The organism is Lactiplantibacillus pingfangensis (genome assembly GCF_005404945.1).
In the GTDB taxonomy this organism is placed as follows: Bacteria; Bacillota; Bacilli; order Lactobacillales; family Lactobacillaceae; genus Lactiplantibacillus; species Lactiplantibacillus pingfangensis.
Genome location: NZ_BJDG01000003.1, coordinates 144451 through 167344, shown reverse-complemented (window position 1 = coordinate 167344; position 22894 = coordinate 144451). Strand labels below are relative to the sequence as shown.

Sequence of the window (22894 nt, the reverse complement as noted above, 5' to 3'; positions counted from 1 at the left end):
TTAGTAGTAGAAATGTGTCTTAAAACTGATTGTAAAATTGCTTATCCCACTAACTGATAATTGGTTGTTACCAGGCATGAAATCTAGGTAGGCATGATTTGATTTGCCATACACTGACGTAGAACCAACAGCCATCTTTAATCCGTAAATCATTAATGGTTGTCCTCTAGTGAGTGGTGCAGTAACCGTGACAGTTTGATTTGTTGTCTGATTAGTAATTGACACTGACTTGCTAGTAGCACAATCAATGCTAATTAAAACAGGGTGTTCCTCTGCTCTCAGTGGGATTGTGCTACCATTCCAAACCGTAAAACTTGATTGATTAGTGAACTGGTATTGTGGAATATTGATTAAATTCGCACTCATTCCGAATCCATTCAAGAAGCCTTTATCAAGCGTTGTCAGAACTGTTTCAGCAGCACCATCAATGCACGTCAGGTTGACCGTTGTCGCTTGAGTTCCCCAAAAGTTGGACTGGCGCGAATATGAGTAGCTCTCGGGAACTACTTTCCATCTCAAATATGAAATGCGGGTATTGATAACGTAAAACGGTTCATAGCCCGCAAACGTCTTCAATACTCGCATTCGCATTAATTCGTAATCATAGTTATCATTCGCGACAACCTTAAATACCAGAGGGATTGACGTTTGCTGCATTTGAGTATCAGTTAAGACGGACCGGTACTCACTCATTTGGGTAAAAGTGTACTGGTAATTAGGACCGGGTGGATCAAAAGATATTACCCGAATGCCTAATTTATCCAGATCATAAGTAGTTCCGTCCATTTTCTGAATCAGAATTGTACTCATTAACTTAATCCCCCTTTCTTAGCTTGAATCGTGATGTCACGCTGTTGTAATAACTTCGTCTTTGGATAAATTTCATGCGCAATCACTGCACTGTCAAGCTTTACGGTAAGACTCATATCGCCACCAATAGCAGCGTTACCACTAGTCAGCTGACCAGTCATATTAACGCCACCGCTAGTTGCAAAGCTTGGAGCCGTCCGCTGCATGCCCAATTTTGCTTGATTGACTACTCGCATAGTCTTGGCAATTAAACCATTAGGCGACTTCTGTGCACGTGCTTTGGCAGCTTCAATAATATGTCCGTCGGCGCTAGACCGTGATGGATTTACTACAATTTCAGGTTGACTCTTATCCTCATTAAAGATGTCGAAATCATGATTTGGATTACCCCAACCACCGTCAGCATACCAGCCAACGCGATTACGGTACGCCAGCGCTTGATTAGTACCACCGTAGCGACCATCAACATACGATTTCATCCACTTTAACTGGGTAATCGGATTGGTCCGCCAGTCGCTACCTGCACTAGCCATTTTGCTAGCTGGTAAAGATTGGGGAATCCCATAAGCACCCGAACTTGGGTTTACAGCTCTCGGATTCCAGCCAGATTCTTGTGAGATTATCTTATTGGCCGCAGCGTATTCAGAAGAACTGAATCCTGCTTGTTTTAGCCAATTCATATGACCGCCAGTTGGTTTTGTACCACCAGAACTAGCACCATAAGTCATAGGATTGTAACTTTTACCGCCTAGACCTGCACGCAGTTCATAATGGACGTGCGGCCCACTTGATTGGCCTTCGCTACCAACCCACGCAATCGTTTGACCAGCTTTAACTTTCTGGCCTTTCTTTACTTTCATCCGTTTCATATGACCGTAAATCGTATCTACTGACGCTCCTGATGGTTTAATAACAACCCAGTTACCAAATCCACTTGCAGGGCCTGCCTCTACGACAGTCCCGCCATATTGAGCAGGGATGGGAGTCCCGCGGGGTGCCGCGAAGTCAATCCCTTTATGAAACCCTCCTGATCGTGGGCCATATCCTGATGATTGTTTGAACGGCGATCCAAAATGAGGTGCAAGCGATCCAGAACCACCACCGTCATCTTGGTTGGCTGTAAATTGGTCAAAGAAGTCTTGGACATATTTAATTGCATTTTCAATCAATGAATCTTTAGCACTGCTGGCAATCGCTCCGAACGCGGTTGTGTTATCAGTAAACTTCTTTGCTAGTCCACTAATCCCAGTTGCGTCAGCAATTTTATTTACAACGCCATCCGCACCTTGTGTGACTAAATCGGCAGCACCCTCGGCACCTTTCTTCAAAGTGCTAAAAGTGTTAGTCAGCCAGCCGGGCAAGCCAATTTTATAGCCGGGAAGGCCTTGTGCCATCTTGCCAAATTCAACCGACATACCATGAGGAAGAATTGAAGCACCGGCTGGGATGTTTCTAATTTCCGGCCCATCAGTCCCAATGGGCGTAATCGAACCGTCATTGGTGCCCATGTATTCAAATCCTTCTTCACCAACCAGGGCCGTATGTTCGCCCATTGAACCATTTAAACCGGCGGCATGCTTACTGCCCACTTTCCATTCTGGGATATTGCCCCATTTTTTATTCAGTGCATGTAAAACACCATTAATCCCGCCAATCATGCCATTCCACGAGCTACGCATGTTGGTAATAAATTCACTCCAAGACCCCTTAACTTCACCAGTTTCGGAATCAACAGCACCCTTATGCTCACCAGCCTGCTTGGTTGCCTCTGCAACAACCTTTTTATGTGTATCCTGGGCTTTTTCGACTGTGCTCTTTCGCTGATTTTCCGCTGCATCTATCGTTCTGTCACGCTGGTCTCGGGCGTCTTTGACAACTTCGTTGTACTGTTTTCGGCTCATAGTACCATTTTCATAACGTTCTTTGTCCGCAGCGGCAACAGTCTTCTTGTACTTCGAATTAGCAGAATCAACTACTTTGTCACGCTGTTTACCAGCGTTCTTTATGGTTTCATCGCGTTCTTTGACAGAGTTTTTGATGCTCTCTGTCATTTCCTGTTTTGAAATCTTGGTCTTACGCGACTTCAAGTTTTCAAGAATATCAAGCTGTTTTCCTGACGAAATCTTAGTTGCCTTGGTAACTGAATCGTTCATTTTTGATTCGTCTTTGGACAACGACTTGATATACTTCTTGCGGGCGGCACTAGCATTAGCTTGGTACTGGCCTTCAATTACCTTTTTATCAGATAAGTAAGCCTTGTGATTCTTACCATCAGCCGCACGTGCTTTCTTCAAATCAGCGTTTTTTTGATCCTCGGTCTTCTTCATAGACTTATAGTAAGAATCCGAGTCTTTCTTCATCTGTTTAATGTTTGCTTTTTGGGCGGCAGCCTTCTTCTTATCGTTTTCTTTGCCTTTTTTCAGCATTGAATCCGCTTCGTCTTGAAACATAACATCATTTTTTACTAATGTTTTGTAGTCAGATTTGGAAGATTTTTGCTTATTCCTATAATACTTATCAACAGCCTTACCCATTTGCTGATAAAGCGTATCAGTTGACTGCTTGGCTAAATCTAGGCTTTTAGGATCAGCTTTAATTTTAAGTGCGGCTTCACTATTTAAGGATTTCGATAGCTTGGTATATTGCTTTGAGAACTCCTTAGCGTTAATCGACGGCTTAAACTTACTACTGAATTTGCTTGACAAATCCGTGCCCAAATCTGACATCTGATTGCTCAATTTGGGGAAAGATTCTTTAACACCTTTTTGAAGACCATCACCAATTGATCGCCCTAGCTTACTGCCAATCAATCCACCAGCTGCACCGCCGATAATCGTGCCGACACCCGGCATAATTGCAGACCCAGCGGCTGCACCAGCAATGGCGCCACCGGTAGAACCCGCAAACCCACCTACATGCTTACCGGCCGTGCCAGCAGTCGTCCCAAAAAGTTCAGGAATTGATGCAAGTACACTCATGTACGGGACCATCTTGCTGATACCAGAAACCCCCGCTAAAAGTTTTCCCCCACCAAGACCGCTTGCTGCCTCCAATTCAGCAGTTGATGTAGCGCCACCCTTAGCAAACAGGCGCCCCAGCATTCCACTTGAAGCCGCTGAGCCTGCCACATTGGCGGCTGTTTTACCAACCGACTGAGTTGCGGTAGCTGCAGCGCCAGAACCACCGCCGGACAGATCAACGAGCTTCTGCACGGCAGCAGTTTGAATTAGCGAGCTTCTTAGGCTTGCAAGCATTCCAATGAATTCCATACCTTTTTTTATGGCAAACATTGCAATGAAGGCCTTAGTTAAATTCTCGACCAGAGTTTGATTCTTGGCTAATCCCTTCAAAGCGTCATCAAGTTTATCTAACGGATCCTTGGATTCTTTCGCCTTACTGCCGACTAACCCAAACATTTTGGCAATGTCGTAAATAATATCACTAAATGTCGCCCAGATTGTCTTGCCGATAATCCCAACAATCTTACCGAGATTACCGATAATATCGACAATAGTTTCTTTATGGGCGTCAATGTATCCAATGAGCTTGACAAACCAACTCATCACAGTTGAAATTGCACCAGACGCCACTGCAGCATATTTTTTCATCATGTCATCGCTAAGCAGGTTTTTCATATCGCCAGCAACGCCCTTAGACATTTTGAACGAGGATGCCATAACTTCACCAGTCAACACTGACCAGCGAGACTTGATGTACATTGACATGCCTTGGAAGCTTGTCATGGCTTCCTGAGTACCGCCCTTGTACTTCTTTCCCAAGTAATCCAACGCCTCGGTAAATTGAGTTGCAGTCATCTTCCCAGACGCTGACATAGCGTAAAGCTGTTTCATACTCTTTCCGGTAGCCTGTTGTAAAGCTTCACCAAACATAGGGAACCGGTTAATCATGACACTCATGTCTTCGGCGGACGCCTTGCCACCAGCAACAATTTTCGCGAATTGTTCGCCAGATTCGGCTAAAGCATCGTTAGACATGTGAAGCGTCGATCCTAAGGCAACAAACGAGTCTGTCCAACGCTTGGTTTCCTCAACATTACTGTGAACGTGATAGAAGCTTTGGGCCATTTCATTGATCGTTCCAGCAGCATAAATCGAGTGCTGCGATAACGAATTAATATAATCGACTAATTGTTTGCCATCTTTGGGCGCCTCAGTCGTTAGAGCGGTCCAAACAGTCTTCATAGTATCTTGCTCTTTGTTGTACTCCATGCCGGCCTTGGCAGCGTCTTTTAATCCTGTGACTACCCCTTGAACACCAGCTTGGATCGCACCACCCAAGAAGGTACCGGCCATGATTTCTTTAAGGTGTGAGAAGCCTTTACCAGTTGATTCAGTTTGGTTCTTAAGTGAAGTTAGACCCTCCGACGCTTGGTTTTTATCTAACTTCATTTTGGTAATAACCGAGCGTGGCATTTTACGCATTGTTTCTTCCCAGTTAATGGCTTCACCACGTTCAGCCTTAGCCATCAGCTCGGTACGTTTTTCTTTCGGAATTCGTCCCAGTAATGACTTAAAATTTTTGATACCGGCTTCTTCACCTTTAGCAATCAATTTAGCTTCAACCGGCTGACCGAATTCAGATTTAACCTTGCTATGTGCTTGCTCAGCATCATTCTTAACTTTGCTAGCGTTCTTCTCAAATGATTGGTCCATTTGGTCACCGGCATTAGCACCAAGCGTAGTAAGCAGGCTATTAATCCGCGGCCGATCACTCATGAGTTGCTCGGTTCCAAGTAAAACATCAATTTTAATTGTTCCGTCTGCCATGGATTAATCCTCCTTTGCTTTGACTGCCAGCATGCTAAATACAGCTCCCATTTGGCTGTCTAAATTAGATTGCGTATCATCATCGTCTAGCCGATAGAATTCTTGAGCATCAATCAAATCACTAAGTTCTTCGCCTTCAAGGCCAGTCGTTGAACGCTGACGGATTGCCACAATCCGTCTGAACTGAGTAGATTCACTCAGGCCATTAAACAGTGCCCGAAACTTCTCCCACCGTAGCTTGCCTTGTTCATCAATTAGGTCAATTTTGTAATCGGCCATAAACGATGAGTAAATCGCTTCCGCGTCTTTCTGATAACTGAAAAAGTGCTCCTGAGGTACAGGGTCGCCATTCAGATCAGTTTCAGGTTCATCGTCGCTATCACCATAAACCGTTGCTTGAATATAATCAGAGACCTGTGATACTGCGTTGACTTGCTGATCAGGAGTAGCTTCGGTCCCGAAACCAACAAACATATTAAATGCCTGCTCAATTTTTATGGTGTCATCAACTGATTCATCATCTAGCAGTTCATACCACCGCAGTACATTATCAAAGCTCAAGTCAAGTGCCCACTCTGCTTCGTCAATCTTGATTGAATCTTCAAGTGGCTTTGTTAGGCTCAACATTCACATCACTTCTTACGACGTGCTTTGCGATTGGAATACATCAACTCAATATTATGATCACGGCGCTCGCGTAAAGTGTCGTACTCCCGTGCAACCATATTAAAGGCCGCGGCCATTCGCTCAGTGCTCTTATTAGTGAGTAAATACAGCTTGTCACCCGTTCCCTTGCCAAATTGTTCGTCAAAAAACTCTGTCAGTTCTTTACGCAAATCTGCATACAACTTGACCAGATAGTCGCGTTGCTGGTCAACGGTCTTATCATCAAGTGCTGCCATCTCTTTTTGGTCGCCTAATGCTTTGAGCCGCTTGCTAACGCTAAGTTGAGTGTTTGCAATCTTCAAATTCAAATCGTCGTTGTAATAGAGCTTCTTTGTTACATCACCGATCTTGAACTCCGCAAATTCTTGTGGTCCGCCTGCCAAGTTGATTGTATTAATTGCCATTTTGAATTCCTCCTAGTTTATGGTTATGTATGGGGCCGAAGCCCCTAAATTATGCTGGTGTTTTGGTCTTGCCAGCATCAGAACCGGTACTAATCGTGCCATCTGCACTAGTTGTTTCGTCTTCGTCATATTCAACAGTCTTACCGGACTTATCAGTCATAAGTGGCTTGCCATTAAATGACATCGTGAAGCTAAACGTTTGCTTAGCGTTGGCATTGCCACCCATTGGGACAATGGAAGTCATAGTGACGCTTGCAACGATAGTTGAACCATCTGGATTGGTCCAACGGCCTAAAGTCTTTAAGCTACCGCCGATGGCTAAGAACTTAGACGCCACGAAGTCTTGTGCGGCATCACCGAGAACACGATGACCAGTGAACGCCAAGGTAATCCGTTTACCAGTCACATCGGCATCTGTGAACCCATCTCCATCGTAATATGCAGTGTTATCGTCTGTTTCATTGGCAGCAGGCGTAACACCGGAAATACCAGCCGCTAAAAGTGCCCAAGTTGCTTTGGTTGTATCCTTCGGGTCTTGAGTCCCAGCAGTGTCAATTTCAAATTTATTCTTGTAATTCATTGCAAATTTTGACATTTAATAACTACTTCCTTTCAATTTTGGTATTAAAAAAGACGCTAAGCAGCGTCTAATGAGGTATTAACAATTACAGAAAAACTAAGCTGATAAATCGTGAAGCCTTGAGTGTCTTGCTGTGAGATACTTGGCTGCCCATTGATGTCTAGCGATTGGAACTCAAAACTATGATTGGAGCTGACTAATTCTTCATCAGTCAGTAAATCAAGGTGCCGGGACGCTAGCCACAATACCGCATTAGCCTGCTCCTGATCAGTAGTCCTAATTCCAAGCTCGTAATTCATCTGCCACGTTTGATTGCCAGCATAATCTTCATCAAGCACCCGGCTTCCGGGCAGCGGATAAAGTACAAGTGATTCACTGACAGACAAATAGCCAAGTTTACAATGCAACGGCAACTCAGAAATCGTATTAATTGAATCTTTAAGACGTTCTAGCAGATCCATTACTTCATCATTCCCTTCTTAAACACATCCATCCAGTCACTGATAAACATTGACTTGGCTCTCAAGTCCCAGCGTCTTGAAGTTCCCGGAGTTGTGTAGTTATGAATCCGACTGCTACCAATCATGCCGTAGAATTGAGCCTTAGCGTACGGCATTGCGTAGACAATCGAATCGCCAGAAGAATTTAAATGAGCCGAATCACGTAAGTGGTTCTGTTCCTTGGGGACAAATTGCTCCATGTCAGACATCACTTGATTAACCAACGCATACTGTGCAAGCTTGATGTTCCCGGGGCTTGTCTTTTCCATAAACCCATCAAGATTGACATGTGTTTTTAAAGGCATTACAGCACCTCCAACTCATACGAATAAACTGCATTTCCGAAAGGGTCCCGATTATCAATAATTTTCTGCACAGTGTACTCCATGCCCTCAAATGTAAGCTTAGAGCCAACATTATTCTTGGTAATCGTGGGCAATGGGCTACTAATTCCGGGGTACAAAAAAACAACCGCATTAGCTACGATTGTCCGATCATTGTTGCTCCCAGAGTAGATTGTCTGAGGCTGCACGACGCAATGTTCAATTTTAATCGGATCTAGCTTAAGTGGTTTACCCCAGTCATCCGTCTTAGCCACATCAGTAAGTGTCAACGTTATCGACTGCCGACACATTGACTTAGGTGGTTTCATCATTGATAGCTCACCGCCCGGGTCATCATGCCAAGCTCAACTAGAATTGCCGCAACACCAGTCGCAATCCCCGTCTTGCCGTAGTTAGTGGAACTAACACTTGCATTCTTTTGCAAATGAGTTCGGCCAATCTCAACGCTTGACAGATCGTTATTAGCGATTCCTACCGGAGTGTCAGCACCCAACTCATCAAAGTAGTCGCACTGCAATGCTGCCGCCCGCTTAAATTGTTTAGCACGAAACACAGCGAATGGCTCATCAGATGTCAAATCATCAGTCAAATCGTGATGATTCAAGTCTACGTTGTAAAAGAATCGAGTTGTAATATCGATCTGAGTTTCGGCAGCCTGTTCGTGACGGTTAAACGTATCTTTATCAGTGATTTTTGTGAAGCCCAATTGCTTATACTCATCAAATGTTAGGTAGGCCATCTAACCGCCTCCAATTCAAATAGGATTCTACTTAGTAACACCAGCATCAGGACTTGCTTCAACTGCGGGCATTTCGGCGCCAGGAGTTAATGATGGATCTAGTTGAGCTGTATAAGCAACTACGCCAATGCTTCGAGGGTCGATGCCATCAACAACTTCCCAAGTAGTTGCCTTAGCGAGTTCATCAATTGTGGGGAAGCTGGCTTTAGCTGGTGAAAAACCAGATTTTACGCTAGTACCAACAACGTGGATAGTGCCGACACGTTTTTGAATAACGGAATCTTGACCACCATTTTTTAAAGGATCGTATTTTGTTTCAGTTGAGCGCATGTTAGTCGAATAACGCACCGCACCCGGCGCAAAGATATAGCTGGTTGTAACCGGTTTTGTCTTATCAGATAGGTCGATTTCGATGTCATCGTCTAACACAATGCGTAAACCGTTATACGCTTCAAAAGGTGTCACACCATTTTGTGGTTGGATGGTTTCAATCAGCCCTTGAACTTTCATGAGTGCGTATGTTGCGGAGTTGACTGCAATCGCACCAAATGTCGTGTCCTGCAAGTCACCCATTAATCCAATTGCACCAGTAAAACCTTTAGCACCAAACATTGGTTCTGCTGGCGAGATCTTAGTTTGGTCATAGACCTTTGAATTGGCAATCTTAGTGACACCCATCACGCCCTTAAGGACACTCAATAAGCCCTTCTGATCAGCACGTTGCCAGAAAGCTGCAAACTGATTACCAATTGTCTCTTGAACTGGTGCGCCAGAAATCATAGTGCCCAAGTCTGTGTAACCATATGCCTTCGTTTGGTAAAATTTAATTCCTTGCTGCTTACCAGAAGTAAGATTGTTTACTTCAATATCATCGCTATCAGTCCAATTGTCTGGGTCCCCGGATAAGTCATTTAGAAATGGAATTGTAATGCGAGTCCCTGCTTCTAGTAAGTGTGGTCCAAGATCAGGATCTGGTGTTAAAATTCCAGATTGAACGAATCGGTTAGTCTTGATGATACGATTCGTAACGTAGTTTCCGAATACTTCAGGGATGATTAAATCCGATAAATGTGTTTCTGCCATTTGTATGGCCTCCTTAATTATTTGCTAACGTTTCCCACTTTTTAGGATCTTCACGATAAAGCTTCCCTTGTTCCGCTAAGGTCATATCGCTCAACGCCTTATGACCATCACCACCACCAGACGGGTTACCACCGGCAGTAATGGTTACTTTATTCGTTTTCTTCTCCGCTGCTTGACCAAACAAGTAGTCGTGAGACTTCTGCAAGCCCTCAATTTGTTCCTTAATACCCGACAAGTTGCCGTCATCGCCTAGCTTGATGGTATCACGGTCCAGAAACGGCATGATTGCCTTAGCATCACGCGCGTTTGCATCACGTAGTGCTAATTGAATTGCGTTATCTGTCCGAACTTGTGTTAACTCAGCGGCACTTTCGCCATCCTTGTCCTTGATGGCTTGTTGAAGCTCAGCAATTTGTTTGTTTAGCTTTTCAGAATTGCCCGCCTGAGTGCCTAACGTTTTGATCTTTTCATCACGCGACGTTACTTGTGTCTTAGATGACTCAAGCTCTGATTTAGTATCTGCAAGCTCTGACTTCACTGGTTCCAAGCCAGCGTTATAAAGCTTCATCACCTCGGTCGTTTGTTTATCGTCTAACCCTAATTTTTCTAAATCCTTACGTTCCATGTCAATCGCTCCTAACGTTATTTATTACGCGGTAACGGCCGCGCGAATTGATTGCATAAGTAATGAGCAGTTTAGCGACATGCTCAGGTCGAATTGCTTAAACTAATACATCCGATCTTCATACCCTTCTGGGATTTCAACCGGATCATTATTTTTGATACGTGTTTCGATAAATGCGGCCAAATTCTTCGCACCACTGATCGAAACATCATATCCATCACTACGTGTAATATCTAAATGCTCATATAGTGGGAAATCAACCTTGAAGTTATCTTCGTACCTCTGAATTGCGGCATTCATGATCAGTGCTGCCCCATCTTCCACAAATAGCATTATTTTTTCGCCTCCACCATTGTATCAATCAACGAATCGCATATTTTAGCGGCATTTGGGAATATTTCTTTAATCAGTGCCAACGAAGCTGGGTTCGCTGCCCTTGATGAAGTATACTCGGCAAAAAATTCAGTCTCTTGCTTGCCATAATCCTTCCAATATTTTGACCCATGGCCAGTGTTCCACGGATAATCAAACGCATCATAGCCCGTGCCTTCAATCATGTCAGACACATTACTATATTTCCTCATATTCTCCAAGGCTGTCGGCTTGGTATCACGAATAAATTTGCGTATCTTTTCGACACCTTCCCACGATTTGCTATCCTCTTCCATCCAAATTGCTTTTTCAGCCTTTTTACGTGGCTTCTTGCCCATCTGCATTGGAGACTTAGCTTCACCGTGATTAATGTAGTCAAATAAATCCTGCTTAATGGCTGTCCCAAGATTAATTGCTGGATTTCCACTAAGGTGAGACGCCTGTTCATCAAATTTGTACGTCTTTCCAGCTAAACGTTGCTTGATTTGACGGCCAGTTGGTATCAACTGTTTACCAAACATATCATTCATAGATGTGCTGTCAATTGCATGCCCAATTTCATGATAAACCGTCTCCATTGGCTCACTTATTTTATTGCCTTCAAAAGCAGAATTACTTAAATGAACCGTACTAGTGCTAGCGTAATTATCACCGGTTTTAGACACGTTTTCAAACTTAAGGTCTTGACCATAATTGGCATACAACTTGCGAAGTTGTTCATCTTTTAAGTTTGAAACACTACTCTTGAATTGTTTATAATATTCGTCACCAAAAGCCTCTTTGATATTAGCCTTATCAAAAGCATTAACGATGTCCGAATCTTTGACAGATGACTTGAACTCGGTTTTATTTGGTTCTTGTGTAACCGGCTTTTGTTGAGTGATATTTGAACTATAAACTTGTTCCCGACTATAATCTCGATGTAGGAATTCATGTCCATTCACTAATTCTCGTAACGATTTCTGTTGGTTACTAATCAATGATTTGTAGTGGGACACGCCAGCATCATCTCCCAACTCCTGCGCAGCAGCCAACTTTTTCTTAGACTGCCGGATTGCTCGTTCATAGCCACGTTGTTTAGCTTGAATGTCGCCATTGGCTTTGGCTTCCTCAGGGTCATATTGTGGCTGGTTATTTGTGTTCACACCCTCAATAAATGGATAGAGTGTATGGCTACAATTAACGCCTTGTGTCCCAGCAGCCGTCCCATAACCATGGTTAAATAGGCTGTCATACTTTGGATTAAATGTATCACTACCTGGCTCCGTCAGATTGACTACTTGGCCTTGTATTGGTGCACAAGCTTCACGGGCGGCTGGATGTGAGCTCATCACAGCTAGTGTTGTCCCGTAGTCCTTCATCCGCTTTAAACGCAAGTTGTTAAATGTCCTATGGGCTGTCGTCTGGATAACAGTTCGAGCATAGCCCTCAATTGACCAATTATGACCACCTTTATCAACTAAGTTAGACTTAATGCCGGAGCCAACCATTTTATAAACGGCTTCGTTTAACGCCTTTTCGTGCGTTTTAAGCCCAACCGTTGTTTCCATGGTAGTTTGCTTGATAATGTTCTGATAAGCTCGCATTGCACCATTCTGCCCGTAATTAGTGGATAAGAGCGACTGATTGACCGAGTTATCTAGGTCACACCACGTCTGATTCTGAATCGAATTCAATGTGTCCCTAATTTCAGCGTCAACACTCACCTTTTTTTGCAACTGCTGGCTTAACGTCGCGTCAACCTCATTAACAATCTGCAATCCATTATCGTGCACAAGCTTTTCGACGGCTTTTTTGGACCGGCCTGCATATTTGGCAACCAGCCCAACTACTTGCTTGTTAAGAACACCCATCTTAGACAACTGTTCTACTTGCCAGCGAACCGCATTATTACTGTCCACTTGGTCAAGGCTGGATGATTTGAGTGCCCGAATGATTCTGACATAAATGTCTTGCTCAAGTTTTGAGTAAATGTCAACCGCGGCATTTGCGTCCTTCATCATGGAATCTTGGGTAATCATTCACCATCACCACCGCCTAAGTCTGCCATTTGCTGGCCTTCAAATGTGTCAGTCGGTGCCTCTGCCTGAATAAGCGCTAGTTCGTCCTTTGCCTCTTGCTCAGACATGCCGTAATTGCGGCGTAAAAATGTCAGCTTAGATAGTGCACCAGCCACCAGAGTTTTCGTATCCTCTTCGAGTTGCTTGTCTTTATCAACAAATACCCCATCATCAAAGTGACATTCAATTTCAATTGGGGTAGCAGCTAAGTCAATCTTAAAGAGTGGTTTGTCGTCAAATAGCTGTGGCGCACTAGCCAATTCAAAAATTGACACACATAATTCGTCGATTGCCTTCTCAACCATCGTCAGATAGCTACTACGTGTCTGATAAGTCATTGAGTTATTGCTGACAACCTCAGTAGCCGTTTTAACACCGTCAGATGAATAAGAAAACGTCCCTGATGAAAGGCCAATCTGGACTTCGAGTTCTTTGATGAAGTGATCAATTGCGTCTTTATACTGAACAGTCCGCAATGGTGTCGTCATATCTTTTATGCCAATGCCATTACTATCATCAGATAAAACCCCAGTGAAGACGTTTTGGTCGGTATCGAAATATGGTTTATGTTCCTTATCGTATTTGAGCATCTCCGGTTGAACTGCGATGTGCTTCTGACCAATCTTGATTTCCCAGTAGAACTGATCGTGGGTCTCGTTGATGTCGTCCAGAACGTGCTTAGCATTATCCACAATGCCGACACCTAGCGGGCTCTCAATATTGATGTTATTAGCTCCCGGCGTCTTAAAGTAAGCAAATAACGGGCGCTGCAAGCCATCAATGGTAACTAATGGTTGTAGGTCCGCATATACTGGCAGTGAACTAAGCGCTACTTGGTCGCCAACTACGTCTGGGCTGTCGGACTTATAAAGCTCATTTGTAATCTGATAAACCTCACCACCACCCCACTGATGGAATTCAAGCAAAGTGTAGTATTTAGTCACATCGCCTTCTGTCCGTTGAGTTCGACTAGCGATAGCGGCTTCTGAAATGCTGTTGGTGTTAGATTGCAGCGGGTAAAATTGATCCGCTCTTACCCAAGCAATCTTAATATGATTTCCGTCAACATAAGGCCGCATTGCAAAGCCACCTAAGGCAATACCTTTCTCTAATGCTTCTTCAAACTTATTCTTGAAGTCGTTTTCTAACAACACTCGATTTAAGAACTTGTCCGCCGCTTCATTGCCATTAACATGGATTTCGGCTTTCTCGTTAAAAACCACTGAGGCAATACGCCGTGCAGCAGTCTTAGTCATGTTGATCGTGTTCTTCGGCCGACGTTTCATGTCACCACCATTTGCTTGATATTCAACGTAATGCTTTTTATCACTGTAATAATCCAGATTACGTTGAATCCGCACATATTCATCTGGATCAATGCTAATCCGATAGTCATCTGTAATCTGTCCTAATGAGTTAGTTTCTGGCACAGCGTTCACCCCTTTCCTAAATAGATTTTTAATCCGTTGAATTAGTCCCAATCATTTCACCTCCATTTCAAATCGAGGTCAGCTAAGTTGTCCAAGACAAAATATTGAAACGCGTCGCAAGTATGATCATCAATTTTGATGACCTTTGGCTTATCGGTTTCAAGCGTGTTTCCATCCCACTGATACTTACGATGCTCATCAATAAATATTTTGTTGGCCTCGTTATCGAGGTAATAAAAACGTCCAGTGGCTAGTAAGTCCTGGACGTGGTCAATCATCTTCGTTTTTTCAACTTTATGAACGTGGTGCCAATGCCGACCATACTTTTTGAAATATTCATGGTCAATGGCGTAATCAGAAGTCGCTTCATCGGCCGAGCGTTTCCAAGCCACCTTGTTCCATTGGGCTTCACGGCTTTCTTCAAACTTATACAAATCGTCTGCAAGCTCACTAGGCGGCTTCTTAACCGATTGATGTGCAGGGCTATAGTAATAAGTATCTAGCAAAATAACTCGCTTCTTAGCAGTCAATGCAATGCACAGCTCAGTCGTCGCAGACACTTGCTGACCAGTATCTTGACTAAAATATAGTGACTTGATGTAATCGTCATCTGGGAATGCAACTATTGGGTGAAACAGCTTTGCATTATAAATGTTGGTGCCAAGTCCTATCACCTCGCCACCGTACATCCACCGGTAATAGTCATAGTCATTATTTTTAACTTGATTTATTTCTGCAATATAGTCATTCGAGAGCAGATTTAACTTGTCATCAAGATAAGTCGAGTGATCAACGTACCAATTATGCAAACCTGCACGGCCTTCAACCCATTCATTAATCCATTCATAAGGATTTTTAGGAGGATTGTAACTGTAATAGGTAATAACATGCAGTCCGGTTGGCAATTTCTTACGTGTAAACGAAGCACGCACAGCATCAACCTCGGCCCAGCTATTAAACTCAGCCAGTTCTTCGAACCACAACCAGCGGACATAACCTTTTGCGATAATCATTGATTTTAGCTTTTGAGGGTCATCAACGCCACTAAAGTAAAATGCAGTACCTGTTGGAACATGTGTGATCCGGTAAGGTGATGTTTTAAAAGTGAATAGGTCTTGGACATGTAATTCGTAAATTGCCCACTTTATCTGCTCATAAATCGAAAGTTCGATAGTATTCGCAACCTTACGCATGATTAAAGCATTGCCGTTTGGGTCTCCTATAAAGTCCAACACTAGCTGTAAGCTGATGACTGATGACTTGGTTGATCCACGTCCACCCTTTAATACCTTGTTAAGCGCGTTTGAGTATAAAACATCGTCAAAATGAGGATTAATCATAGCATCAACATCCACGTTAATCTCCATCCTTGTCCCTCCGGTCACTTCGTATAAAGTTTATTGTGAAATTATCGCCACTAGATTTGTTTTCACTTAGGTATCTCCTTAGCTCGGCCATCGCTTTCTGCTTGTCGTAAAGCTCGACCACAACACCCTCTTTGCCGATGTGAACGCCTTTTAAGAGTGATGTGTCAACATCATCAATGTCTTTGAGCTGTACAAACGATACCTTTCTTTTCAGATAATCTCCGGTTATCTTATCTTTAACAGGCTTATGCCAGCCATCACGTACTATTTCTTCGCTAGTTCCAAAATCGATGTAGTCGCCCAAATCAGCAAAAGCCTGTTTGGCATATTGCCTTGCGACGTCCTCAGCGGTCACAAAAAGATCAGTACGCTGTTGCTTTTTAAGCTCGATAAGCTGCGCTTTGACCTTGGGATTTCTTAGGCACTTACTACCCTCTGACATTGCTGTCTCATAGCTACACTGATAAGCTTTCTGGTACGCCCACGTTGCGTTAAATCGTTGTAAATAAAAGAGACAGAACGATTTTTGCTTATCTGTAAGTTTGTCGTTTGCCTCTAATTCATCTACTATTTTGGGTGCAACTTTGGGTGCATTTCTTTTTCGTTTTGGGTGCACCTCTTTGGTTGCGGGTGCACCCCGTTTCCAATGGTCGCGAGTGCGCCAAGATTTTAAGGTGTTGACCGGTACGTCGTATTTGGCTGAGATGTCTTTGTACTTCATTCCAGCCGCGTAATCCTGACCAGCCTGTTCTCGTTTATCCATTACATATCACCACACCTCATTTTCCTTTTTATATAGAACAAAAAAAGAACCCTCACAATTAAGTGAAGCTTCTAATTCAAAAAATGTAAAACGACTTGTACCACGCTTGGAATCACAATAGCACCAATTGCTATTGCCCAAGTCTTCCACTGCCTGTGGTCAGCTCTTATTTCATCTCTAATTTTGTTAACCGTTTCTTCTTGACTTGGCAAACCATCAATTTTTTTATTCAATTCTTTTATAGTTGTTTCAATACGTTCCATATTCTCTTTTTGATTTTTTTCTTGGGTATCAATGATTTCTTTAGTCATAGCAATTTGTTGCTCAAGGTGTTGATTTTGCTTATCAATAAGCTTATTGAGGGATTCATAGTCTCTTCCGTTTAAAAAACCATTATTTTCAGACATAATAGACCCTCCATCCAATTGGTAATTTAAAGTATCATGAGTTCCACGATTCTCAATTTTGACACTTGAACTTTTAATATTGGGATTAACAGTTTGTATATTAATTGGACTACTATTTATAGATGATGCTACCACAAAAGCTCCAAAAACAGCAGTCAAAAGCCTTCTTTTATCGTTAAAAGGCACGTTTTCTTCATTGAAATCTGGATCTGCGTCAAGAAATATATTATTAGTAGGCTCCATGAGTTTAATCGACTCTATTTACAGTTGCTTCATTTTTATCTGAAAAGGTTCTAAACTTTTGGCTTTGAACAGGATCACCATCTATGCTAAATATTGCAGTGTATCTTCCTGATTTTTGAAAGACTACATTTCTGAAATCAAAGTTGATGTTGAAGCCACCCATATGGGGCGCAGCAAACGATTTAACGTCACCCTCAACCTTACTAATCTCGTTGTTACTTTCATCTTCAATCGCCAATTTAATATGATGATCGGTGTCAAAACTCAAACCATCAGTTAGAACAGATATCGAAAAAGAAAGTGCAGTGGGTACAATGGGCATTCCAAGTGTCAAAGTAGGATTTACTAATCTCACTGTATCACCTAATCCGTTAGGGTTATTTACACGGTCAATGTTTTCAGAAACAACAATCTGAGCAGATAATTTCGATGTAGTCATACCTTAAGTCTCCCTATTAATTAGATTTTTAACTAAATTAATTATACAAAAACTCCCGCCATTAAGCGAGAGTTTTTGTATAATATTCAATCTAGAAGTCTTCGAGGTCACGCATTGTGCCTTCTCCAATAACAATACCTTCTTCAGCATTTTGTTCTTCAATTGTTTCTTCAGTAATTAACTCGTCGTCCATTATTTCACCACCTATTCATTACTATACTTAGTGGAATGATAGGCGTTAACGATTGATAATTCCAGCAATTACTCTCAAAAACATTTCATGAAATATCGCCGGCGGGTTTCGAACCCGCATCACATTGTGGCTTACCAATTAGCCCACGGCGACACCTGTCTGTAATTAATGTTTGGAGGGCATTAATGCTATTCATACCTACTTGGCATACTACCAATTTACCACGTTTTTATAGGTCAAAAGTGCACAGTTAGTGCAAATTATCATACTTCGTAAAGTCCGAATCCCTTGGCACAATCCTCAAGAAACAATCGCTTTAAATCAAAGGCTTTCCGGCGACTTACATGGATTAACTGATTCATTACCAATCCGTCAATTGTGTATTGCTGCCGTTTTCTAAAATACAACTCATTCACAATAACCTCTGTATCATCACCCACACCGTCCAAGCAGTCATCAATCACGTCATGTTGCCGCCTAAGCGCATTGATTCGCCGGTCCTCATCAATCGTAATGAGGGTGCTAAGCGTCTGATTGTTGTACTTGTACTGAGCACGGCCACCGCCGACATTCTCATCGCTTTGTCCTGATGGATAACGTAGTTCTTGCTCCCGTTCTTCGATATACTTGTCAATCTTTGGATAGTCCCGCAAAATGTCTTCCACTTTGCGAATTGTCGATCGTTTCAAGCCACATTCCTCCTAGCTGCCAATCAGCATCACAATGCCATCTTTTTCATCAATCACTTTGCCATTCAAGTCATCAAGCCACAGTATCGAGTTAGTTCGGCTGTCAAGAATAGCCACTGGTGCATCCGGATCCTGAAGTTCAAGCAAGTTGATTAAATCTTTAATTGTTATCGGCACATTCACATCTCCTAGTAAGGGCTAACTGCGTATAGTTTCTGCTCCTCACGATCCATTGAGCGGACCATACTTTCAATAATGGCAACTCGTTCTCCCACGGTAAGTTGGTGCTTAGTGCTTCGACGTACTGATCGCATGCCGTCACCGTCAACAATATATACGCCTAGGCCACCTAGAGTATCGCCGTGGCCTGTAATCTGCCCGTACACTTCCGTGGTAGTCAACAAATAGTTATAGTTACCCCACCATGACTTACGGGCGTGACTTTTAAAGTCGGCATAGCTAGTCTTAATCTCATAGCAGCGGATCACGTCGGCCTTATCATAAGTCACGTAGTCAACAATCTCTCGATGGTCATTTGCCATTCCCAGGCCAAGGGTAACTTCAAAACACCCATAAACGCCTAATTTTTCATGAGTAAAGTCCCAAAGAACGTGTTCAATATGTTTAGTCTCAGTTGTTTTAGTCATGTCAATCTCCTAATCCCCAGCAACTGTGTACTCCTTACCGTCAACAATATACAGCTCTTTCCACACATCGTAATAAATACTTGGATAGGTTGCTTTTAACTTTCGCCTTGCTTGTCTGAACGACAATCCGCATATTGATACCAAGTACCAAAAATCATGATCATAGCATTTAATCTGGTCACTAATCATGCTTCACCACTTCCCGTACTTCAATCTGAGCGCAAGCCAAATAATTCCCCAAATTAGTGCATAGGCAATGACTATTCCTAGTAATCCTAGGCCGATCCACGTAAAGATTTGTCCCGGTGTCGCAGTCCAAATTAGCTCAAATATCTTTTGCATGTTTTGCCTCCAAGAATTCCCGTTCGGTTTGCCACTTCAATGGGTGCCTGACCTCTGACACTTCCCAGTCGTCATAAGCACCCTCGTCTTCATCATATATAAGGGCCTCAAACTCGTGTGGGTTTTTCTTGCTTCCACACGGTCGAAGCGCTGAAAGGCTCTCATAAGGGTTCAGTTGACTACCCGGATAGCTTCGAATGAAATAGGTTGCTGGGAACCAACCAAACGACTTGTCGATTATGAAATTGCCATCTTTGTCATATTCGCCCGAATAGCCCGCCATGCGCGAGCCGCAATCTGTATTGCTCCATAGAATAGGCCCGCGCTGTTTTATCTTCTTCCACAGAATTCGCTTATTCATGCTGTCACTCCTCAAAGTTTTCAAAAGCATGATCGATGTACTCGACCATCAAGTCACGATGAAGCTTGCACGCAATGACCCAACAATAACTCAGGCACTTATCATCACTAATTGGATTGTGACCTTCGGCTTCATCCGTTAACCAGCTATATGCCTGATCAACGACAATTTGAGTGATTTTGCGTGCCGACCGCTTACCATTCGCTAATTCGGGCAAAATATCTTCATCGATAAAATCGCTTACGACCGATGGGATTAAATCTAATTTACTCATCCCTAGTCCTCCCCGAAAGTTTCGAACGCCTGCTTGCGCTCTTCGTTGGTTGGCTCCTTGACTTCAATCAATAAAACGCCCCCCTCAATATCCGTTATCATCGGCATCTTGCTCACTGTCACCACTATGTTCCACGAATAAAAGCGGATTGTAGTGGTAGGTCAAGTAGATAGCATCGTTGTGATCAAATCCTTGCTCAATACATTTGTCGTAGTAAACTTTCTGGGCTCGTACGATTGCATCCGCCGAGTCCATCAAAGTAGCCATAAACAAACCCATTTCGTTATTCACTACGATCACCCACCTTGTATGGCACATAGTCGTGCAGCATTCTCGACCGCTCACTGGCGGCCTTGCTGTGCTTGTCGGCATTCTGGCGCATCCGCCGAGCTTTTTTCTTTAGTGTCGACTTTTTCGTGTGCTTTCGTTGCTTCGTCATTCACTTTTCCTCCAGAATAAAATAGTTCCCAGTTTTTATTGCCACAATCCGTGCATTGATCCATGTCCGCGAGTGCCGCACAAATCCCTCAGCAGCATTAGGCGTCATTTCACCGTTGATGACATAATTTAGAATATTGAGTTGATGCTCAGTCAAGCCGACAATCTGCGCATCAACGTCACCGTCCATCGCGGTAATTTGCTGGATTTCCGCCAATACTTCTGGCGGGGCGTTAATCAAACTTTGATATTTCTTTTCGGCATCATGAATTTTATTCCACGGCAATTCGTGGCGATACTTTTTCATGCTTAATCGCCTCCAACTCCTTTTCGTAGTGATCATGCTTAAATTCGGTACAATTGGGACATGGCGCCACGGTCACCACACCCGGCATAATCTCCTGCTGCACAACTCGTGCGCCACCACATAATTTGCATCCCATTACGCATCGCCCTTTATGATTAGTTCCACATTTAGTTTTCTATCCGTTTTACTGCCGCTATAGCGGAACAAAGCATCCAAATCACGCTCGAATCCAAAGACTTCCCCTGTCACTAGATTGAGCAAGGCGTACCCGTCATTGCCAAACGTTTCGCCATCAATTCGGCAAACCATATAGACTGACTTTCCGGACGCGAAAATATTGCCAATCTTGTACCCTTCCATTTCACTTGCAGCTCGTTTATCAATAATCTTCATACGTTCCGAACTCCCTTCATCTCGTCAAATAGCAATTGATGATCTTTAATCTTGCTCAATAGCCGGTCAATAATCTTCTTGTCATACATGGATTCCAATTGGCCTCGCGTGTTATTGGTAGTGACAATAGTTGAGTGCTTCACCTCATTGTACTCAAAGTCGCAGCGGGCATTGGCAACTTGATACATCATCGTTTGTAAGTCACGGTGCACCGGCCGATAATAATTATTCTCGGTTGGCTTACCGCCCTCGGTGCCGAAGTCATCCAGAACTAGCACGTCCACCGACTTCATGGCCTTAGTGATCTCAATCAACTTGATCCGTACGTCCGGCGCCTCATACTTGTCGTTGACCAGCCGGAGTAGCTCGGCCGTCGAAACAAACATGACTGTCTGACCTGCCTGCGCTAATTGATCCGCAATCGCTAGCGCCAGTGAGGTCTTGCCAACACCGTATATGCCAGACAATAGCACATTAAATTTGGCAGTTTTTAGTTGCTTGGCTAGTACAAATGCTTGATTTCCAAGCCTTTTAGCTACCTCGATATTTGTTTGCTTTTGTACGTCCCAATCGCTAAATTTGAACTGCAGTCGCACGTTTCCCGACCAGACCGACATGGCACGATAGTAGCGTTGATGATTGACCACCACAGCCTGCTGGGCTCGTTTTAATGTCGCCTCGTCCAATTGTTCCTTGGTTGGCAGTTTACTCACGTCAATGCCCTTAGCCGCCGCAATCGCCTGGACTTTAGCCGGATCAAATAGTTCTTTAACTCGTTTCACCAAACCAGTCCTCTCGTGTTGTTGGTACACTCTGCTTTGGTCCGTTGTTCAGGTAGCCCTCAAACTTGGAAGCACGAAACAGCGTAGCCGGGCGCAAATATTGATTCATATTAGGATTGTTCAACCATGCAGCGCACTGATTATCAATTGCCTGCTTCATGTCATCAACGGTATAGCCACCGTCCTTATGACGAGCCACCACCAAGCGCTTGTTAGAATCAGTATGCTTAAACTTCTTACCAGTCTTCTCATTGAGGTAGTCAATTACTGTTTGCCAGTCGAACTGTTCGGCGGTAGCCGGACTATGTTCTTTACTATCTGATTCTGTTTCTGAATCTGATTCTGAGTCTGATTCTGTTGCGTTACCTTCCGTTACTGTAACGTTACGGGTAACGCTACTCTCGATTTGCTGTTGCTTCTGCTTATCCCGAAAGCGTTGAACCCGTTCAGCCGTCTGGATTCGCACCTTCTCCATGCCCTCGATATTTTGGTGCTTATCCCAGTTATTAATGCTGATTACGCCGTTCTCACTAACATCAATCATGTCAAAGTTCTCTAGCGTCTTCATAGCCAGTCGAACTGTGTTGATAGGCCGATTGAACAACGCTGCTAGCATCTCGTCTGAATACGACATGTCGCGTTGAATGTAAATCAAGCCCGAATCATTAGTTTTACCGGCCAGCACTAGCAATCGGATCCAGATAACAATGATTGCATCAGCTTCCGGCATCGATTCAATTAACCGAATCTTTTCATCATCGAACATGGCTGTTTTAAGTTTTATCCAGTGAATTCCTGCCAATCTATTTCACCTCAATCCAACACGGAATCGCGGCGAAAAGGCACCAC

The 22894-nt window shown here is 43.4% G+C and carries 30 protein-coding genes and 1 tRNA gene; all 31 read right to left on the bottom strand.

The features are described from left to right. The 31 genes from FFM74_RS02145 to FFM74_RS02010 all read right to left on the bottom strand — a co-directional run bounded on the left by FFM74_RS02145 (position 1) and on the right by FFM74_RS02010 (position 22847). Complete coding sequence (locus FFM74_RS02145; protein WP_137624978.1) at positions 1 to 810, bottom strand: phage tail domain-containing protein; 810 nt, start codon at positions 808 to 810, stop codon at positions 1 to 3. Continuing rightward, the gene (locus FFM74_RS02140) at positions 810 to 5597 is read right to left on the bottom strand and encodes an aggregation-promoting factor C-terminal-like domain-containing protein (RefSeq protein ID WP_137624977.1); all 4788 of its coding nucleotides are present in this window, start codon (positions 5595 to 5597) and stop codon (positions 810 to 812) included. The genes FFM74_RS02145 and FFM74_RS02140 overlap by 1 nt, the downstream gene beginning before the upstream one ends. 3 nt (positions 5598 to 5600) lie before the next feature. Beyond that, complete coding sequence (locus FFM74_RS02135; protein ID WP_137624976.1) at positions 5601 to 6224, bottom strand: Gp15 family bacteriophage protein; 624 nt, start codon at positions 6222 to 6224, stop codon at positions 5601 to 5603. A 5-nt stretch (positions 6225 to 6229) separates the two neighbouring features. Then, on the bottom strand, positions 6230 to 6667 hold the full coding sequence (locus tag FFM74_RS02130) for a hypothetical protein (RefSeq protein ID WP_223877135.1): 438 nt from the start codon (positions 6665 to 6667) through the stop codon (positions 6230 to 6232). Positions 6668 to 6716: 49 nt separating this feature from the next. Continuing rightward, entirely contained in the window at positions 6717 to 7262 is a 546-nt protein-coding gene (locus tag FFM74_RS02125; RefSeq protein ID WP_137624975.1) for a phage tail tube protein, read from the bottom strand. 41 nt (positions 7263 to 7303) lie between these two features. After that, positions 7304 to 7708 (bottom strand): phage tail terminator protein, encoded by a 405-nt coding sequence (locus tag FFM74_RS02120; protein WP_137624974.1) that lies wholly within the window; start codon positions 7706 to 7708, stop codon positions 7304 to 7306. After that, on the bottom strand, positions 7708 to 8052 hold the full coding sequence (locus tag FFM74_RS02115) for a minor capsid protein (protein WP_137624973.1): 345 nt from the start codon (positions 8050 to 8052) through the stop codon (positions 7708 to 7710). The genes FFM74_RS02120 and FFM74_RS02115 overlap by 1 nt, the downstream gene beginning before the upstream one ends. Beyond that, positions 8052 to 8402 carry a putative minor capsid protein gene (locus tag FFM74_RS02110; RefSeq protein WP_223877134.1) on the bottom strand — a complete coding sequence of 117 codons (351 nt, stop codon included), beginning with the start codon at positions 8400 to 8402 and terminating at the stop codon, positions 8052 to 8054. The genes FFM74_RS02115 and FFM74_RS02110 overlap by 1 nt, the downstream gene beginning before the upstream one ends. Continuing rightward, positions 8399 to 8830, bottom strand: coding sequence for a hypothetical protein (locus FFM74_RS02105; RefSeq protein WP_137624972.1), 432 nt, complete (start codon positions 8828 to 8830; stop codon positions 8399 to 8401). Before FFM74_RS02105 ends, FFM74_RS02110 begins: the two co-directional genes overlap by 4 nt. Positions 8831 to 8857: 27 nt before the next feature. Then, on the bottom strand, positions 8858 to 9913 hold the full coding sequence (locus FFM74_RS02100) for a replication protein (RefSeq protein ID WP_137624971.1): 1056 nt from the start codon (positions 9911 to 9913) through the stop codon (positions 8858 to 8860). A gap of 13 nt (positions 9914 to 9926) precedes the next feature. Continuing rightward, complete coding sequence (locus tag FFM74_RS02095; protein ID WP_137624970.1) at positions 9927 to 10538, bottom strand: phage scaffolding protein; 612 nt, start codon at positions 10536 to 10538, stop codon at positions 9927 to 9929. A gap of 102 nt (positions 10539 to 10640) precedes the next feature. Then, entirely contained in the window at positions 10641 to 10871 is a 231-nt protein-coding gene (locus FFM74_RS02090; RefSeq protein ID WP_137624969.1) for a hypothetical protein, read from the bottom strand. Next, positions 10871 to 12931, bottom strand: coding sequence for a phage minor capsid protein (locus tag FFM74_RS13860; protein WP_137624968.1), 2061 nt, complete (start codon positions 12929 to 12931; stop codon positions 10871 to 10873). The genes FFM74_RS02090 and FFM74_RS13860 overlap by 1 nt, the downstream gene beginning before the upstream one ends. Further along, on the bottom strand, positions 12928 to 14451 hold the full coding sequence (locus tag FFM74_RS02080; RefSeq protein ID WP_171000627.1) for a phage portal protein: 1524 nt from the start codon (positions 14449 to 14451) through the stop codon (positions 12928 to 12930). Before FFM74_RS02080 ends, FFM74_RS13860 begins: the two co-directional genes overlap by 4 nt. Before the next feature lie 5 nt (positions 14452 to 14456). Next, complete coding sequence (locus tag FFM74_RS02075; protein WP_137624967.1) at positions 14457 to 15767, bottom strand: PBSX family phage terminase large subunit; 1311 nt, start codon at positions 15765 to 15767, stop codon at positions 14457 to 14459. Further along, positions 15757 to 16530: a terminase small subunit gene (locus FFM74_RS02070; RefSeq protein WP_137624966.1), complete on the bottom strand. Its 774-nt coding sequence runs from the start codon at positions 16528 to 16530 to the stop codon at positions 15757 to 15759. The genes FFM74_RS02075 and FFM74_RS02070 overlap by 11 nt, the downstream gene beginning before the upstream one ends. A 71-nt stretch (positions 16531 to 16601) precedes the next feature. After that, positions 16602 to 17180 (bottom strand): hypothetical protein, encoded by a 579-nt coding sequence (locus FFM74_RS02065; RefSeq protein ID WP_137624965.1) that lies wholly within the window; start codon positions 17178 to 17180, stop codon positions 16602 to 16604. 4 nt (positions 17181 to 17184) lie between these two features. Further along, a complete protein-coding gene (locus FFM74_RS02060; RefSeq protein ID WP_137624964.1) occupies positions 17185 to 17619 on the bottom strand; it encodes a DUF6941 family protein in 435 nt (144 codons plus the stop codon). A gap of 286 nt (positions 17620 to 17905) precedes the next feature. Beyond that, positions 17906 to 17965, bottom strand: a tRNA-OTHER gene (locus FFM74_RS13620). A 110-nt stretch (positions 17966 to 18075) separates the two neighbouring features. Then, positions 18076 to 18501, bottom strand: a complete 426-nt coding sequence (locus tag FFM74_RS02055; protein WP_137624963.1) for a transcriptional regulator — start codon at positions 18499 to 18501, stop codon at positions 18076 to 18078. Positions 18502 to 18513: 12 nt separating this feature from the next. Further along, positions 18514 to 18678: a hypothetical protein gene (locus FFM74_RS13615; RefSeq protein WP_171000626.1), complete on the bottom strand. Its 165-nt coding sequence runs from the start codon at positions 18676 to 18678 to the stop codon at positions 18514 to 18516. Between the two features lie 11 nt (positions 18679 to 18689). Next, entirely contained in the window at positions 18690 to 19148 is a 459-nt protein-coding gene (locus FFM74_RS02050) for a hypothetical protein (protein WP_137624962.1), read from the bottom strand. Between the two features lie 325 nt (positions 19149 to 19473). Beyond that, positions 19474 to 19851 (bottom strand): hypothetical protein, encoded by a 378-nt coding sequence (locus tag FFM74_RS02040; protein ID WP_137624960.1) that lies wholly within the window; start codon positions 19849 to 19851, stop codon positions 19474 to 19476. A 4-nt stretch (positions 19852 to 19855) separates the two neighbouring features. Then, positions 19856 to 20125, bottom strand: a complete 270-nt coding sequence (locus FFM74_RS02035; RefSeq protein WP_137624959.1) for a hypothetical protein — start codon at positions 20123 to 20125, stop codon at positions 19856 to 19858. Positions 20126 to 20209: 84 nt separating this feature from the next. Beyond that, entirely contained in the window at positions 20210 to 20416 is a 207-nt protein-coding gene (locus FFM74_RS02030) for a hypothetical protein (protein WP_137624958.1), read from the bottom strand. Further along, positions 20409 to 20564, bottom strand: a complete 156-nt coding sequence (locus FFM74_RS13610; RefSeq protein ID WP_171000625.1) for a hypothetical protein — start codon at positions 20562 to 20564, stop codon at positions 20409 to 20411. Before FFM74_RS13610 ends, FFM74_RS02030 begins: the two co-directional genes overlap by 8 nt. Then, positions 20565 to 20870, bottom strand: coding sequence for a hypothetical protein (locus tag FFM74_RS02025; RefSeq protein WP_137624957.1), 306 nt, complete (start codon positions 20868 to 20870; stop codon positions 20565 to 20567). Then, positions 20836 to 21006 carry a hypothetical protein gene (locus FFM74_RS13605; protein WP_171000624.1) on the bottom strand — a complete coding sequence of 57 codons (171 nt, stop codon included), beginning with the start codon at positions 21004 to 21006 and terminating at the stop codon, positions 20836 to 20838. Before FFM74_RS13605 ends, FFM74_RS02025 begins: the two co-directional genes overlap by 35 nt. Then, the gene (locus FFM74_RS02020; protein ID WP_137624956.1) at positions 21006 to 21263 is read right to left on the bottom strand and encodes a hypothetical protein; all 258 of its coding nucleotides are present in this window, start codon (positions 21261 to 21263) and stop codon (positions 21006 to 21008) included. The genes FFM74_RS13605 and FFM74_RS02020 overlap by 1 nt, the downstream gene beginning before the upstream one ends. After that, on the bottom strand, positions 21260 to 22045 hold the full coding sequence (locus FFM74_RS02015) for an ATP-binding protein (protein WP_137624955.1): 786 nt from the start codon (positions 22043 to 22045) through the stop codon (positions 21260 to 21262). The genes FFM74_RS02020 and FFM74_RS02015 overlap by 4 nt, the downstream gene beginning before the upstream one ends. Further along, on the bottom strand, positions 22032 to 22847 hold the full coding sequence (locus FFM74_RS02010) for a phage replisome organizer N-terminal domain-containing protein (RefSeq protein ID WP_137624954.1): 816 nt from the start codon (positions 22845 to 22847) through the stop codon (positions 22032 to 22034). The genes FFM74_RS02015 and FFM74_RS02010 overlap by 14 nt, the downstream gene beginning before the upstream one ends. Positions 22848 to 22894: the final 47 nt, after the last annotated feature.

What these genes read in the sequence shown, in the direction of transcription:
- FFM74_RS02145 (WP_137624978.1), bottom strand. Translation starts at nt 810, where the DNA reads ATGAGTACAATTCTGATTCAGAAAATGGACGGAACTACTTATGATCTG.
- FFM74_RS02140 (WP_137624977.1), bottom strand. Translation starts at nt 5,597, where the DNA reads ATGGCAGACGGAACAATTAAAATTGATGTTTTACTTGGAACCGAGCAA.
- FFM74_RS02135 (WP_137624976.1), bottom strand. Translation starts at nt 6,224, where the DNA reads ATGTTGAGCCTAACAAAGCCACTTGAAGATTCAATCAAGATTGACGAA.
- FFM74_RS02130 (WP_223877135.1), bottom strand. Translation starts at nt 6,667, where the DNA reads ATGGCAATTAATACAATCAACTTGGCAGGCGGACCACAAGAATTTGCG.
- FFM74_RS02125 (WP_137624975.1), bottom strand. Translation starts at nt 7,262, where the DNA reads ATGTCAAAATTTGCAATGAATTACAAGAATAAATTTGAAATTGACACT.
- FFM74_RS02120 (WP_137624974.1), bottom strand. Translation starts at nt 7,708, where the DNA reads ATGGATCTGCTAGAACGTCTTAAAGATTCAATTAATACGATTTCTGAG.
- FFM74_RS02115 (WP_137624973.1), bottom strand. Translation starts at nt 8,052, where the DNA reads ATGCCTTTAAAAACACATGTCAATCTTGATGGGTTTATGGAAAAGACA.
- FFM74_RS02110 (WP_223877134.1), bottom strand. Translation starts at nt 8,402, where the DNA reads ATGATGAAACCACCTAAGTCAATGTGTCGGCAGTCGATAACGTTGACA.
- FFM74_RS02105 (WP_137624972.1), bottom strand. Translation starts at nt 8,830, where the DNA reads ATGGCCTACCTAACATTTGATGAGTATAAGCAATTGGGCTTCACAAAA.
- FFM74_RS02100 (WP_137624971.1), bottom strand. Translation starts at nt 9,913, where the DNA reads ATGGCAGAAACACATTTATCGGATTTAATCATCCCTGAAGTATTCGGA.
- FFM74_RS02095 (WP_137624970.1), bottom strand. Translation starts at nt 10,538, where the DNA reads ATGGAACGTAAGGATTTAGAAAAATTAGGGTTAGACGATAAACAAACG.
- FFM74_RS02090 (WP_137624969.1), bottom strand. Translation starts at nt 10,871, where the DNA reads ATGCTATTTGTGGAAGATGGGGCAGCACTGATCATGAATGCCGCAATT.
- FFM74_RS13860 (WP_137624968.1), bottom strand. Translation starts at nt 12,931, where the DNA reads ATGATTACCCAAGATTCCATGATGAAGGACGCAAATGCCGCGGTTGAC.
- FFM74_RS02075 (WP_137624967.1), bottom strand. Translation starts at nt 15,767, where the DNA reads ATGGAGATTAACGTGGATGTTGATGCTATGATTAATCCTCATTTTGAC.
- FFM74_RS02070 (WP_137624966.1), bottom strand. Translation starts at nt 16,530, where the DNA reads ATGGATAAACGAGAACAGGCTGGTCAGGATTACGCGGCTGGAATGAAG.
- FFM74_RS02065 (WP_137624965.1), bottom strand. Translation starts at nt 17,180, where the DNA reads ATGGAGCCTACTAATAATATATTTCTTGACGCAGATCCAGATTTCAAT.
- FFM74_RS02060 (WP_137624964.1), bottom strand. Translation starts at nt 17,619, where the DNA reads ATGACTACATCGAAATTATCTGCTCAGATTGTTGTTTCTGAAAACATT.
- FFM74_RS02050 (WP_137624962.1), bottom strand. Translation starts at nt 19,148, where the DNA reads ATGACTAAAACAACTGAGACTAAACATATTGAACACGTTCTTTGGGAC.
- FFM74_RS02040 (WP_137624960.1), bottom strand. Translation starts at nt 19,851, where the DNA reads ATGAATAAGCGAATTCTGTGGAAGAAGATAAAACAGCGCGGGCCTATT.
- FFM74_RS02035 (WP_137624959.1), bottom strand. Translation starts at nt 20,125, where the DNA reads ATGAGTAAATTAGATTTAATCCCATCGGTCGTAAGCGATTTTATCGAT.
- FFM74_RS13610 (WP_171000625.1), bottom strand. Translation starts at nt 20,564, where the DNA reads ATGACGAAGCAACGAAAGCACACGAAAAAGTCGACACTAAAGAAAAAA.
- FFM74_RS02025 (WP_137624957.1), bottom strand. Translation starts at nt 20,870, where the DNA reads ATGAAAAAGTATCGCCACGAATTGCCGTGGAATAAAATTCATGATGCC.
- FFM74_RS13605 (WP_171000624.1), bottom strand. Translation starts at nt 21,006, where the DNA reads ATGGGATGCAAATTATGTGGTGGCGCACGAGTTGTGCAGCAGGAGATT.
- FFM74_RS02020 (WP_137624956.1), bottom strand. Translation starts at nt 21,263, where the DNA reads ATGAAGATTATTGATAAACGAGCTGCAAGTGAAATGGAAGGGTACAAG.